9 protein-coding genes are annotated in these 14,749 nt (G+C 51.4%); all 9 read left to right on the forward strand.

What is annotated here, in order from left to right; translation table 11 throughout:
- Positions 1-309 precede the first annotated feature (309 nt).
- The 9 genes from C173_RS35720 to C173_RS35570 all read left to right on the forward strand — a co-directional run bounded on the left by C173_RS35720 (position 310) and on the right by C173_RS35570 (position 14,652).
- Complete coding sequence (locus tag C173_RS35720) at positions 310-1,932, forward strand: beta strand repeat-containing protein (protein ID WP_442792681.1); 1,623 nt, start codon at positions 310-312, stop codon at positions 1,930-1,932.
- Positions 1,933-2,120: 188 nt separating this feature from the next.
- Positions 2,121-3,308 carry a collagen-like triple helix repeat-containing protein gene (locus tag C173_RS35535; RefSeq protein WP_051478525.1) on the forward strand — a complete coding sequence of 396 codons (1,188 nt, stop codon included), beginning with the start codon at positions 2,121-2,123 and terminating at the stop codon, positions 3,306-3,308.
- Between the two features lie 27 nt (positions 3,309-3,335).
- A complete protein-coding gene (locus C173_RS35540) occupies positions 3,336-4,514 on the forward strand; it encodes a collagen-like protein (protein WP_051478527.1) in 1,179 nt (392 codons plus the stop codon).
- Between the two features lie 301 nt (positions 4,515-4,815).
- On the forward strand, positions 4,816-6,048 hold the full coding sequence (locus C173_RS35545; protein ID WP_051478528.1) for a collagen-like protein: 1,233 nt from the start codon (positions 4,816-4,818) through the stop codon (positions 6,046-6,048).
- A 23-nt stretch (positions 6,049-6,071) separates the two neighbouring features.
- The gene (locus C173_RS35550) at positions 6,072-7,277 is read left to right on the forward strand and encodes a collagen-like protein (RefSeq protein ID WP_051478529.1); all 1,206 of its coding nucleotides are present in this window, start codon (positions 6,072-6,074) and stop codon (positions 7,275-7,277) included.
- Between the two features lie 31 nt (positions 7,278-7,308).
- Positions 7,309-9,639, forward strand: a complete 2,331-nt coding sequence (locus tag C173_RS35725) for a collagen-like protein (protein WP_051478531.1) — start codon at positions 7,309-7,311, stop codon at positions 9,637-9,639.
- A gap of 127 nt (positions 9,640-9,766) precedes the next feature.
- On the forward strand, positions 9,767-10,999 hold the full coding sequence (locus C173_RS35560) for a hypothetical protein (protein WP_051478532.1): 1,233 nt from the start codon (positions 9,767-9,769) through the stop codon (positions 10,997-10,999).
- A 61-nt stretch (positions 11,000-11,060) separates the two neighbouring features.
- The gene (locus C173_RS35565; RefSeq protein ID WP_051478535.1) at positions 11,061-12,269 is read left to right on the forward strand and encodes a hypothetical protein; all 1,209 of its coding nucleotides are present in this window, start codon (positions 11,061-11,063) and stop codon (positions 12,267-12,269) included.
- Between the two features lie 31 nt (positions 12,270-12,300).
- On the forward strand, positions 12,301-14,652 hold the full coding sequence (locus C173_RS35570; protein WP_051478537.1) for a collagen-like protein: 2,352 nt from the start codon (positions 12,301-12,303) through the stop codon (positions 14,650-14,652).
- Positions 14,653-14,749: the final 97 nt, after the last annotated feature.

Raw genomic sequence — 14,749 nt, forward strand, 5'->3', positions numbered from 1 at the left:
GGAGCGACGGGTCTTACGGGAGAGACCGGGGCGACAGGGCTGACGGGAGAGACCGGAGCAACGGGGCTTACAGGTGAGACTGGTGCAACGGGGCTTACAGGTGAGACTGGTGCAACAGGGCTTACAGGAGAGACCGGAGCAACGGGGCTTACAGGTGAGACTGGTGCAACAGGGCTTACGGGAGAGACTGGAGCGACGGGGCTCACGGGAGAGACTGGAGCGACGGGGCTCACCGGAGAGACTGGTGCGACAGGGCTGACTGGAGAGACCGGGGCGACAGGGCTGACTGGAGAGACCGGGGCGACGGGGCTGACGGGAGAGACCGGAGCGACGGGTCTTACGGGAGAGACCGGAGCAACTGGGCTCACGGGAGAGACCGGAGCAACGGGGCTTACAGGAGAGACTGGTGCAACGGGGCTTACAGGTGAGACTGGAGCGACAGGGCTGACTGGCGAGACCGGAGCGACAGGATTGACAGGATTGACAGGATTGACAGGAGAGACCGGGGCGACGGGGCTGACGGGAGAGACCGGAGCAACTGGGCTTACAGGTGAGACTGGTGCAACAGGTCTTACAGGTGAGACCGGAGCGACAGGGCTCACAGGAGAAACGGGAGCAACGGGGCTTACCGGAGAAACAGGAGCAACGGGGCTTACAGGAGAGACTGGAGCGACAGGGCTGACGGGAGAGACTGGAGCGACAGGGCTCACAGGTGAGACTGGTGCAACTGGGCTGACGGGAGAGACCGGAGCAACGGGGCTTACAGGAGAAACGGGGGCGACAGGGCTCACGGGAGAAACGGGAGCAACGGGGCTTACCGGGGAAACGGGAGCAACGGGGCTTACCGGGGAAACAGGAGCAACGGGGCTTACAGGAGAGACCGGAGCGACAGGGCTGACGGGAGAAACGGGAGCGACTGGGCTCACGGGAGAGACCGGAGCAACTGGGCTTACAGGAGAGACTGGTGCAACGGGGCTTACAGGTGAGACTGGAGCCACTGGAGTTACAGGTGTGACTGGTGTGACTGGTGTGACTGGTCCAACAGGAGTTACTGGATTAAGTGTTGTTGAAACAGGTGCGACGGGTCAAACAGGTCTGACTGGTCCAACAGGTCCAACAGGTATGACGGGAGTGACGGGCACAACAGGGAAAGCAGGTAAAGACGGAATAAATGGAGGCCCAGGTTCAAAAGGTGAGGATGGTAACACTGGTTTAACAGGGATTACAGGATTAACAGGGGCAACGGGAGCAACAGGACTCACTGGAGATACCGGAGCAACGGGTCTCACAGGGGTAACAGGATCGACTGGCGTCACTGGGTTAACGGGAGCAACAGGAACAACAGGCCTGACGGGAGAAACTGGTGCAACGGGTCTTACGGGTGAGACAGGAGCAACAGGTCTCACAGGGGCAACAGGAGCGACTGGCGTCACTGGATTAACGGGAGCGACTGGACCAACGGGTATTGGTCTTGTAGGTCCGACTGGTGTTCTGTCCCAGAATTACGCCCAGTATGTTTTCACAGGTGAAAATATTGTGGCAACGGGCGATAATTTCTCTCTTCCACACTTTAGTGTTGTTTTCACATCCAGCAGCGGTACTACTATAAGACCGTTTGTCCTTAATACGAATGAGTTTGTGGTAGATGCCGGAAACTATTTGATATTGTATCAAGCCAATGTTCTATCCTCTGATACAAGAGCAGCAGGGCTGGAATTGAAAATTAACAATAATCCAGAGTCTACATCAATAGTTACTGCTGCAATAAATACTGTCCCTTCTATTGTGAATGGAACTTATATTTTAGAAGCTCAAGATACAACAACTATTCAACTTGCGCTTGTATATGAAGGGACTGCTGTAACTGTTGATATGGATGGAGTTTATTATGGCTTCTTCCCTGCCAAGGTCACTATAATTCAGTTGAGCTGAGTTTCCTTGATTGTGATCATTAAATTTGTTTCTCATGAAGACCAGCCTGATTTGGGCTGGTCTTTTCTCACATAATAAGAACTGTAACACATATCAGTTTTTTCTTACATAGCCTGGACGAATTGCCGAACCAATCGTACAGAGCGGCATATGATGGACTATTCTAAACCAGAAAGGAGAGGATTGATTTGTCTCAAGCTAATCTGCCTAACATTACACCAACCATTACACTCACCCGGAGCGATGCCATCAACATGATGATGGCAGCCATCGCCATGGAAGAGTTAGGACTTAGCCATGTAATTAATGCAGAAGGGGAGAAGATGCAGTACGCGCTCGGCACTCTTCCTGGAGTTACTGCCCCGGTGGTGAACATCTCCAATCTTCAGGACATCACTGATAGTATCCGTAGTATGCTGGGGGAAACGGTGAAAAGCGCCTGGCTGCAGACCAGCCAGTTAGAGAGTCTGCTTGCAGCACCGGTTGATTATGGCGGGATCGGAGCCACAGGCGTAACAGGACCAGACGAGGGTCCGATCGGTCCAAGAGGTCTGCAAGGCGAAATAGGAGAGACTGGAGACGATGGCCCGAGCGGTACCACGGGAGTTAGCGGCTTCCCAGGCATAGAGGGACCTTCAGGGGCAACAGGGGCTACAGGTATAACTGGGGCCACTGGATTGACCGCATTGACCGGGGCAACTGGCCTCACTGGGGAGTCCGGGGCTATCGGGTTAACGGGTCTGACAGGAGAAACAGGCGAGACTGGCGTAACAGGGCAAAGCGGAGAAACGGGAGCTACCGGACTCACGGGTCTGACAGGAGTTACAGGAGAAACAGGAGTTACAGGGGAAACAGGAGCGACTGGCGCTACCGGCCTGACGGGTCTAACAGGAGTTACAGGAGTAACCGGCTTGACCGGAGTAACCGGAGGAACAGGTGAGCCGCCTATTGACCGGTGGTTGTCCACCCTTACTTCAGGAGGTCCAATAGGTCCAAGAGGTCCAATAGTCTTTGATGCCGATGCTTATTCCACTGGTTCCAATATCAGCCGTAGCATAGGTGGTTTCAATCTGCAAAATAACGATGTTATAGGCGTTTTGGAACCGGCAACCTACTACGTTCATTATTCAGCTAATGCTTCTACTCCGACAGGGGAGAATTTTAGCGTTGCCCTTACGCTCAATGGGGCTACCCTTCCAGCTAGCGAAGCAATATCGTATCATACAGCTGTCGCTGCCACTTCTAATCTTATAGTGGGCGGGAGTATTTTCCCCACCGTTACTGGTGAAGCAGTGAATACATTAGTTATGATTAATAGCGGCGCCGGTACAATTACAGATGTTAATGCCTCGATATCTATTCTTAAATTGTTCTAAGCCCACTAACCTAGAGGAGTTGATCATATGTCTCAGGCGAATCTGCCTAACATCACCCCAACCATAAGCATTGCCAGGGATGATGCCGTTAACCTGCTGCTGTCCTCCATTGCGATGGAAGAATTGGGACTCAGCCACATTATCAATGCCGAAGGAGAGAAGCTGCAATATATCCTGGGTACCTTACCCGGAGTTACAGCTCCTGAAGCGACCATTGGCGATGTGCTGGCTATGAACGACAGTGTAAGAAATATGATGCGGGATATTGTGAAGAAGGAATTCATTCTTACCAACAAGCTGGAGACGGTGCTGAACGCTTCAATAATGGTAGGGCCTACGGGTGCAACGGGGGCTACGGGGAATCCGGGCGGGCCTCCAGGACCTCAAGGAGAGCAGGGCATTCAGGGTATCCAAGGTCCCGCAGGAATAACTGGTCAAACGGGAGAGACAGGAGCCACGGGGCTGACGGGATTGACCGGAGTGACCGGCTTAACGGGGCCGACAGGAGAGACTGGACTAACCGGAGCTACGGGGTTAACCGGGCTAACCGGAGTAACCGGCTTAACGGGGCTAACCGGAGAGACGGGGGCCACAGGCTTAACCGGGCTGACTGGACTGACAGGCTTAACCGGAGAGACTGGCGTAACCGGTATAACGGGTGCCACCGGCATAACGGGTGCTACAGGGCTAACCGGCTTAACAGGTGAAACCGGGCTGACCGGAGTAACCGGCTTAACCGGGCTGACTGGCATGACCGGGATGACCGGCTTAACGGGTCTTGCCTTCTTCGCAGATTTCTTCTCTGCGATCTCTACTGAGTTTCAAGTTGGGTTTGATGAAATGGTGACCTGGAGCGTAACCGGACCGGAAAGCGGTGCTATTACTATAAATGATACAAATCAGTTTTTTACTTTGCCTGCTGATTCTACAGTCCTGGTCCAATACTATGTCAATGCTCAGAATAATAGCCTGGACACCATGGAATTTCAATTGTGGACCGTAGATCTGACGTCTGGAGCTTTAATAGAAGGTGTTACTGGTTCTATAGCATCCTCAACACTAAACAATACGGCAATTGCAACCGTAGCGGGAGCCGGTATCATAGGGACAACAGCCGAACAAGGTGTGGCGTTAGTTAATAATACTAATGACGTTATAGGTGAGGGCACTTTCTATGCCAACATCCAATTGATCAGGATTAATTAAATGATCTTTTTATAGCGAGATGCGCCAGAATTGAATTCTGGCGCTTTTCTGCGTGTGGATATTAATAATTGACTAATGAATCCGCCTTTTTAGAGCTGGTGGCCGAATAATCCAGACCCCATGGCTTCAGCGGCATAGAATACTATGTGCTGCCGGACCAGAGAGGTCCATGAATATTCTGCATAGCATGGACTTGGACAATCTATAGGCAGCATAAACTGGTATTGGGGGTGTTGATTGAATAGTTCTGCCGTTCGCAAATGGCAAGCAAATATGAAAGTGAAAGAAGGGTTGTGTCCACATGTCATCATTAATTCCGGTGCAACTGGGAAGTCCGGGACCGGCAATCAGGCTGTCAAGTCCGGTATTGCTGGAAGAGAGTCATCCCTACTTCCAAATTGATTTCAGTGTGCCTCTGTCGTTCAAGCCGGAAGTGTCCGGCAATTATCACCTGATTATCGGGTTATCTGTTCTGAAAGACGGCAATATCATTCATTCCCTGACCGAGCCCTATATCGGAAGCGGGAGCGCCGGGGAAGCTCTGATCGCGGATGTGAATGCAAGTATTACAGGAAGCTTTGGCCAAGGAGGACAATCCTTTGAACTGGAGCTGAGGGTTCTGTCTTCACAGAATATTGCAGTAAATCCTCTGGTTGGCCTCCCGGCAGTCTCCGTGCAAAATGATATAGTTGCTGCTGATGATATCGGTCCAACAGGACCGACGGGTTCGCAAGGTCCGTATGGTACGCGAGGTACGAAAGGTCCAACGGGAAATACCGGTCCGACCGGTATAACGGGTCCTGGCATCATGGGAACGAAGGGGCCTAAGGGACCCACTGGAGCTACAGGCGTGGCTGTCGCAACCGGAGAGGGGAGCGGAACCGGACCAACGGGCCTTACGGGAACTACCGGGGTGGGACCTGCCGGTCCAACCGGAATGACTGGTATTGGAGCTACCGGTATGACCGGATATGGGGTGCCAGGACCGGCAGGAATTACCGGACCAACTGGCGTGACTGGGAATCCGGGGCCCGGATCAAGTATTACCGGAGATACGGGGACGACAGGACTCACAGGTGTAACTGGACCAGGCCGGGCGTTACCACTCGTTGTGAGCAACATTCTGCTGTCGAGCAGTCCCATCGAAAGTGAAATCGTGGGGCAACTTCCGGCGGTGCAGATCAATTCGACAGATCAATGTGTAGTCATATCGGGTACTCTTCAGATAATGTACGGGAATCCCCCTGATGGCCATTACACCAACAATCTTCTATATGAAGTGCGTCGAGATGGTCAGGAACCTGATACCAACGGTTTCTTTTTTTGGTCAAAAATATTCAACTATTCAAGTAATCCGGCATTTAATAACGATCCTTCTGAAGAATTACTGTCCTTCTATGCGATTGATGAGAATCCGCCTCCGGGTCTTCACAACTATACGTTGCGCGTTCATATCTATGATGTGTCTGACAATACAACAATCAGCTATAGATCCTTCAATGCATCTGCAAAGGTATTCCAAAGAGGCAACTGAGACATAAAGGAGTTGAAACATGCATGAACATCTATTCGTCGCTTCCCCTTGGAGCCGGCAATGTGCTGGTGCTCACGGATATCCGTGCAGACTTGGAGCAGCCGTATGCATCTGCGGAATTACAGTTGTCGATTCCATTGCTGCTGGATATTCTGTCCCCCGGTTATTATCATCTACATTTGAATGTTGAACTATGGAGGGCTAACGCGCTTGTTGAGATGCGTGATGTATCCTTAGAATCAACAGCAATGTCTGCCGGACTGGTTCAGACTGAATCAACGGTCAGATTCAATGATGTACTGCCCGCAGGGGTTCATCAATACGAGCTGAGAATGAAGCTGCTCCATTATCAGAATATTGCTTCCTATATCCGAGTGGGCTCCCCCCGGTTACAGACCGGCCCAGGGCCTGTCGTATTCAACGGTCCTATAGGTCCTCAAGGTCCAACAGGCCCCACTGGTCTAACGGGACGTACCGGTGTATCTGGTGGCGATGGGAGAATGGGAGAGGATGGCGCCTCGCTTACAGGCCCGACCGGCCTAACCGGACCTACGGGTCCAACAGGGACAACCGGCTATGTAGGAAGCTTTGCCGGACCCACCGGTGTAACCGGAGCAACCGGAACAGGGGTTACGGGGGCAACCGGACCTACGGGTGTGGGAGGCACCGGAGCAACTGGTCCGGCAATTACAGGCGATACCGGACAAACGGGTCCGACAGGACCCATAGGCTTCAACGGTCCGCCCGGATCAGGTAACGAAACAGGCGAAACCGGACCCCAAGGTGCCAAGGGACATACTGGAGCCTTAGCGGGTGGAGCATCTATTCCAATATTGACTTACAATGTTTCACCAGGGGGTGTTGGGTATATTAATAAGCCCGAACTGCTTGCATCTCTCCCGGTGGATCCAGGAAGCGGGCGTTGCCAAGTAGAGGGGATTGTAGGCTTATGGTTTTGGAAACCATCTACTCGATTAAATTCTGGCATACGGTTAACCATCACACTTACTGATTCTGCTGAAAATACATTGTATCAGTATACTGATTATTGGCAGAAACAAGGTCCTGAATATGCTGAATTCGCACAGACCTTCCCATTTACCGTTATGTATGACGGGCCACCGACTACATTGACGCTAACTGAGGTGATTACCGGTGATGATCAAGATCGATTAATTATCGTGATCCTTCCAACTGTCTTAACTTCCACGATAATTCCGAATAACTAGCATTACGTAATATATCTAAGGCGGTGAAAGTATGTCGAATCTAACAACTCTCCCTTTAGGAGCGCCGGGACCGGCTGTTCACCTGGCGGAGACGCTCGAAATCACTGCGGCTCAGCCTCAGGCGCATGTGACCTTTCATATCCCTGTTATCTTCCAGAGCAGCTCTCCAGGCCAATCCCTGCTGCGGGTTGAACTGGAAACGCGGCTCTCTGGCGCTGTGCTGCACACTCAACTGGTCACCCTGTCCCATAACGGGACTGAGGAGACTGCCAGAACGATGCAAGTTACAGTCGACCACCCGGCATACCCGGGAACATATGCCTACAATATAACAGCCCGGGTAGTCAGTTATATTAACGTTAAGGCCGATCCTTCTATAGGCAGAGCTGTTGCAGGGATTGCTTCTGTTCATGCGATTCGGGCTGCTACAGGAATTACCGGTCCGACCGGCCCTACTGGAACGACCGGCACCCAAGGCCAGAGGGGAGGCGGCGGTGATTACGGAAATAAGGGCGTGACGGGGGCAACAGGGTACGGAGCGACCGGTCCGACAGGAGATACAGGCGAATCGGGGCCTTCTGCAAGCTTCACTGGGGGAATTAACTATGGGCCCACTGGTCCGACCGGGATGACAGGGATTACCGGAATAGGGCCAACAGGTGCAACCGGTAATGCGGTGACAGGTGCGACAGGTACGAGTGTGAAGGGGGCGCAGGGTGCACCAGGGAAGGAAGGTCTGCAAGGAGCTCCGGGACCAACAGGGACGATGGGTCCAGGCCCAAGAGGGCCAGCCGGCGCTACTGGTGCAACCGGCTCAACCGGTGAACCGCTGTCTCCTGCCCAATATCAATATCGTACTGATCCGATGGTGTTGACTGATGCTCCGCGAGTTTTTCTAACCTCGAACGTGCAGACTATGGCCAGACAACGCGTTCTATTACAGGGGAATGTACAAATCACTTATCTCCCGCTCTCAGTAGCTACAAGAATTTCTATTATTATTGGCTTTGCGTATAACTTTAGTACCAGTGGTTCCTTCTTCCACTCGTATAACTTTCAGACGATCGTCCAGGGCTACGGGAGCGATATGCCTGATCCCGGACAACGGGCCAGCGTACAGATTCCTTTTAGCCTGACGCATCTCCCCGAACCCGGGACAGGAACATATACTGTATTTTTGTCGCAGAACTCTAATCCACAGGATAATGTGACGCTGACGGCGGAGAGCCGGTATCTTGTGGTAGAGGCAGTCGATGTCGGAACCATCTCCTCCCCGAACAGTGACGCTTATTTTCTGGCGGCGGGCGGGGTGCAGACCATCAATGCATTGGTTGGTCCCACCCAATCGGTTCCGATGGACCCCAATATCCAGTGGGGAGCGAACGCAGCTTATGCCGCTTCAACAGGCAGTGAGATTTACTATGCGGTACAAGACAGGTTGTATCAGTTTGATACAGAGGCTCAAGTGGTGAACTGGGGAATCGATCTGAATCAGGATATGCAGGCAACAGATCTGCTGCTTACTCCTGACCAGAGATATCTGTTCATCTCGGATGAAGCTAGTCCCCAGGTGCAGGTATATGATCTGGTGAACAGTGTTACCGTCCGAACGCTGACGCTGGAATCGAATGTTCTCTTCTCCGCCGCTTCTCCAGACAGCCGCTATGCCTTCTTCTATATCTATACGGGTGAGGTTCATGCCTACAACATTGCCCTGGGAACACTGGAGCGGAATATTTTCAATGGATTGTATGTTATTCAGCCTCAGTTATATCCAGGCTACTCCAACCCGCTGGTAGTATCACCTGACAGTACCGAGGTGCGGTTTACTCCTGGTCTGGCACAAGTCTTTTATGCCTACGCAGAGGTTGGCAACTTCAGCAACAATGGTCTCAGAACCACACCCGGTAACAGCTCATGGGGCATTGTGCAGTTAAATAACGGAAATTGTATAACCATAGATAACGGGGTAGATCCAAATAATTCGGTGCAGTATGCTAATGTCAACCTTCTTAGACCCAATGGAGATTATGTGTTGGTACAATTTGGAGTTCCATTATACTCGCTGGTTCTATCACCGGATCAGCAGTTTGTTTGCATCCAAAGCGCATATGGTCTCTCTGTACTTGATTCTAATACTTTAGTAGGAGGTTCATTCCCCACAATAACGGATCAAACCTTCCGGGGAGGAGTCAACTTCACAAGAGATAGTAGTTTTCTAGTTGTTATAGGAACTCAAAATATTTACACGATAAGCTTGGAGGATCGTTCAGTCAGAACCTTTGACCTTCCGCCAGAACCTGCTAATCAGCCGCTGATCTACACCCTATCCAGTGGAGCGTACAAAACGCAAAGTAAATAAAATGTGGATTATACTGCCCGAGTAATGCTCAGATCAATCCCTACGGTTAGGGAACCGGTGGGGATTGATCCATTTTACACTAAATGGACAAGGTGAATTATAAAGTGGATAGAAGGGTTGTGTTCACATGTCATCATTGATTCCGGTGCAACTGGGAAGTCCGGGACCGGCAATCCGGCTGGGAAGTCCGGTATTGCTGGAAGAGAGTCATCCCTCCTTCCAAATAAATTTCAGTGTGCCTCTATCGTTCAAGCCGGCATTGTCCGGCAAATATCATCTGATCATCGGGCTGTCTGTTCTGAAAGATGGAACGATGCTTCAGACTCTGACCGAGCCTTATATCGGCAGCGGCAACGCAGGGGAAGCGCTAATTGCGGATGTGAATGCAAGTATTACAGGGAGCTTTGGTCAATGGGAGCAATCCTTTGAAGTGGAGCTGAGGGTTCTGTCTTCACAGAATATTGCGGCGAATCCGCTGGCCGGCCTCCCTACAGTCTCTGTACAAGGAGTCGCGGCTGACGAGGATGACATCGGTCCGACCGGACCAACGGGTACGCAAGGTCCACGTGGTACACGTGGGCCTAACGGTCCGACCGGGAGCACCGGTCCGACCGGTACAACCGGCCCTGGGATCAAGGGAACGAAGGGACCTAAGGGACCCACTGGAGCTACGGGCGTGGTTGTGGCAACCGGATCGGGAAGCGTAACCGGACCAACGGGCCCTACGGGAACTACCGGGGTGGGACCTGCCGGTCCAACCGGAATGACAGGAATCGGAGCCACGGGTATGACCGGGTATGGACTGCAGGGCCCGACAGGAACGACCGGAGCAAGGGGGGAGACCGGGTACACAGGTCCAGGTTCAGGATTTACCGGTAATACAGGGACAACTGGCCCCACAGGTGTAACCGGACCCAGCCGTGCATTGCCGGTAGTTGTGAGTGATGCTCTGCTGTCGAGCAGTCCAGAAGAGAGTGAGCTTGTAGGCCAACTTCCGCCAGTACTGGTTACCTCGACTGATCAATGTGTAGTTGTAGCTGGCACTCTACAGATCAGCTACGGGAATCCCCCGGATTACGAATACAGCAATAATATTGTTTATGTGATACAACGTGATGGAGTCAACCTTCCTGAAGGCGCTTTGTTTAATTGGATGTTGTTCTATAATTATTCGAATGATCCATCATCTAATTCCATTCCTTCCGAACAATCGCTGTTCTTCTATGCCATTGATGATCATCCGCCATTAGGTCTTCACAGCTACACATTGTCGGCTACAGCTAGTACGATAACTCCAAACACAACTATCAGCTATGAATCCTTTAATGCAACTGCGAAGGTATTCCTAAGAGGGAACTGAACTATCTGTTCAAGAATCGTACAGAAGAACAGCATCTGAGTAATAAAGGAGTTGAATATACATGGACATCTATTCGTCGCTTCCTCTTGAGAGCGGCAATGAGCTTGTGCTTACGGATATCCGGACGGATGTGGAACAGCCGTATGCATCTGCGCAAGTGCAGTTGTCGATTCCAATGCTTCTGGATATACGGTCCCCTGGTTATTATCATTTGCATTTAAATGTTGAACTATGGAGAGCTAATGCACTTGCTGAAACTCGGGGTGTATCGATAGAATCAACAGCCTTGGCCGCTGGCCTTGTTCAGACTGAAGCCACCGTCAGATTCACCGATGAACTGTCTGCAGGTATTCACCAATACGAACTGAGAATGAAACTGCTGCATGTTCAGAACATCGCCTCGGATATTCGGGTCGGCTCCCCTCTAGTCCAGACGGGACCAGGGCCTGTTATATTCAACGGTCCGATAGGTCCTCCAGGCCCAACAGGACCCACTGGTCTAACCGGACGTACCGGTCTATCTGGTGGCGAGGGGAGAATGGGCGAGGATGGCGTCTCGCTTACAGGCCCGACCGGCCTGACAGGTCCTACAGGACCCACAGGGGCAACAACCTATATGGGAGCACTCAATGGACCTACCGGAGCCACCGGTGCCACCGGAATAGGAGTCACAGGAGCAACAGGAGTTACAGGGATGGGGGCTGTCGGAGCCACCGGTCCTGGAATAACAGGTGACACTGGGCCAGACGGTGGAACTGGGCCTACAGGCTTCACGGGTCCGCCCGGGGCAGGCAGTGAGCAGGGAGATCCTGGGCCAGAAGGTGCCAGAGGGCCTACAGGAGCGGGAGCGAATGAAGTTTTTATTCCAACATTAACTTACACAAGAAGCAGTCCCTCCATCACAGTGAATTATAATGAGCCTTTCTTGATTGCATCTCTCCCGGTGAATCCTGGAAGCAGCCGTTGCCAAATAGAGGGGATGGTAGAAATCGAATATTGGAGTAACTCAATTATAGAGAATAATGGATTGGAAATGACAATTACACTTACGGATACTGCCCAGAACACATTGTATATGTATACAGATTATTGGCAGAAACAAACGGATTTATTTCGAACTGCACAGGTTTTACCATTTTACGTTATGTATGATGGCCCGGCAACGACCCTGTCGTTATCCATATTGGTTGTTGGTGAGGAACAAGATCAAAGGGATGTCTATATTAATCAATGCACCTTATCTTCAACGGTAATACCTGACAGCATCTGATGTTGCAGAGAATATCAAAGGCGGTGAAGTGATGTCGAATCTAACCACTCTCCCTCTGGGAACACCGGGACCGGCTATTCACCTGGCAGAGACACTTGACATTGTTGCAGCGCAGCCTAAGGCGCATGTAACGTTCCAGATTCCTGTTATCTTCCAGGCAGTGACTTCCGGTCCATCCTTGCTGCGGATTGAGCTGGAAACGATGCTCTCCGGCAGTGTACTGCAGACTCAACTGGTCACGCTGTCCCATACCGGAACGGGAGAGACTACCAGAACCTTACAAGTTACGGTCAACCATTCGGCGAATCCGGGAACGTATGCGTACACTATACGAGCCCGGGTCGTCAGCTATATTAACGTCAAGGCAGATCCTTCTATAGGCAGAGCCGTTGCAGGGATAGCTTCTGTTCATGCCGTTAGAGCCGCCACGGGGCATACCGGTCCGACCGGCCCGACTGGAACGACTGGCACCCAAGGTACGAGGGGCGGCGGCGGTGATTACGGCAATAAGGGCGTGACAGGGGCAACAGGGTACGGAGTGACCGGTCCGACAGGAGATACAGGCGAACCTGGGCTTCCCGCAAGCTTCACAGGCACAGCAGGTTACGGTCCGACTGGTCTGACCGGGATGACAGGGCTCACAGGAATTGGTCCTACCGGTGCAACCGGAATAGCCGTAACAGGGACTACAGGGTATAGTGTCAAAGGACCGCAAGGCTCACAAGGGGTGGAAGGTCTGCGGGGCGCACTTGGACCGACAGGTACCGGCAGCAAAGGCCCGACGGGACCGGCAGGTTCTTCCGGTGCAACCGGAGCGACAGGCGAATCCGTGCCCTCTCCCTTATATCAATATCGTGCTGATTCACAGGTATTGACCTCTGAGCTACAAACGGTTCTCACCCTGGATACATTGCAGACGAAGGCCGGACAACGCGTACAACTACAAGGGGATCTCCGCGTCTCCTATCTCCCGCTGGCAGAAGCTGTTCGAATTCCTCTTTCAATCAATGTTCTCTACAATAATGCAGTGATCCGCTCATTTGAATTCAGGTCCATCGTCCAAGGCTATGGCAGCGGTGAAGCTGATCCCGGCAAAAGAGCCAGTGTGCAATTCCCGTTCAGCCTGACGCATATCCCCGAAGCCGGACCGGGAGTCTATTCTGTTCAAGTGCAAATTGACTTGAATATTCCGAGTGCGCTCTCTCTGATTATGGAGAACCGGTATCTGGCGGCAGAGGTAATGGGCAGCGGGACACCTTACGTCGTCAGCGAGGCAACGGCTTATTTTCTGAAGGATGGTGGGGTTGGAATCCTGGATGCCCGGTCGGCTACCATTCAAATAATCCCTGTGGATCCTAGTATCAACTTTCTCTTAGGGCAAGTAGCTTATGCCGCCTCAGGAGACGACAAGTACATTTACTATGCGGTTGTAGATAAATTGTACCGGTTCAATATTCAATCCCGCGCCCTCGATTGGACAGTGGATTTAAACCTGGGTACGCAAGTATTAGATCTGCTATTAACCCCTGATCAGCGCCATCTTTTTATATCGACTGGAATATCGACTGGAAATGTGCAGACGATTGTTTTTGATCTGGCCAATGGAAGTATTATTGATACCTTCTCCACGACATCCGTTGTACAATACTCTGCGGTGTCTCCTGACAGCCGTTATGCTTTTTTCTTACTCGTTGGGGGTCAGTATAATCCGGCGGTTCATGCGTATGAGATTGCAACGGGAACGCTTACCGAGAATATTTTTGGAGCTTATTCGGTCGCATTGGAAAGAACGGCTTACTCCAATCCACTCGTGGTTACGCCTGACAGTATGGAAGTGCGGCTGACACCGTCCATGAAGAACACTTTATACGTCTACGCAGAGATTGGAAATTTCAGTAACACCGGCTTAAAGCCTGCAGCTGGTCATAACAGCACGTGGGGGATTCGTCAGTTAAAATCCGGCGAAGCCTATATCATGGACAATGGGGAAACTCCTGACAACCATATCCCATTGAATGTTAGCCGTATCGACATTAATGGTAACTTATTAAACAGTTTGCGGGGGCCTATCAATCAGTATACGATCATTCTGTCACCGGATGAACGATGGGTGTGTGTACAGGGAACCCAGGAGCTTAAGCTGATATCAACCAGCAATCAGATGACACAGACTATTCCAATGACAGATATCTTCAAGCTAGGTGCACTGAATTTCACTGGAGATAGCCAATATCTAGTTAATATCGGGTGGGAGAACATTTATATAATTAGCATGGCGGATTTCTCAATCCGGACCATTAATTATAATCCGGACAGTGATCCTTCTCTCCTACCGCTATATTACAGTTTCTCTAGCGGACATTACAAGACACAGAGCAAATAGAAGTGTAGTCAAAATTCAATAACATAAATGAAGATCAACCCATACGGTTCCGGAAACCAAGGTGTTGATCTTCACTCCATAACAAGGGGACAAGGGG

This window comes from Paenibacillus sp. FSL R7-277 (assembly GCF_000517965.1).
Classification (GTDB): Bacteria; Bacillota; Bacilli; order Paenibacillales; family Paenibacillaceae; genus Paenibacillus_AQ; species Paenibacillus_AQ silagei.

Coding starts and splice junctions, on each gene's coding strand:
- C173_RS35725 (WP_051478531.1), top strand. CDS start 7,309: ATGTCGAATCTAACAACTCTCCCTTTAGGAGCGCCGGGACCGGCTGTT.
- C173_RS35565 (WP_051478535.1), top strand. CDS start 11,061: ATGGACATCTATTCGTCGCTTCCTCTTGAGAGCGGCAATGAGCTTGTG.
- C173_RS35545 (WP_051478528.1), top strand. CDS start 4,816: ATGTCATCATTAATTCCGGTGCAACTGGGAAGTCCGGGACCGGCAATC.
- C173_RS35560 (WP_051478532.1), top strand. CDS start 9,767: ATGTCATCATTGATTCCGGTGCAACTGGGAAGTCCGGGACCGGCAATC.
- C173_RS35540 (WP_051478527.1), top strand. CDS start 3,336: ATGTCTCAGGCGAATCTGCCTAACATCACCCCAACCATAAGCATTGCC.
- C173_RS35550 (WP_051478529.1), top strand. CDS start 6,072: ATGAACATCTATTCGTCGCTTCCCCTTGGAGCCGGCAATGTGCTGGTG.
- C173_RS35570 (WP_051478537.1), top strand. CDS start 12,301: ATGTCGAATCTAACCACTCTCCCTCTGGGAACACCGGGACCGGCTATT.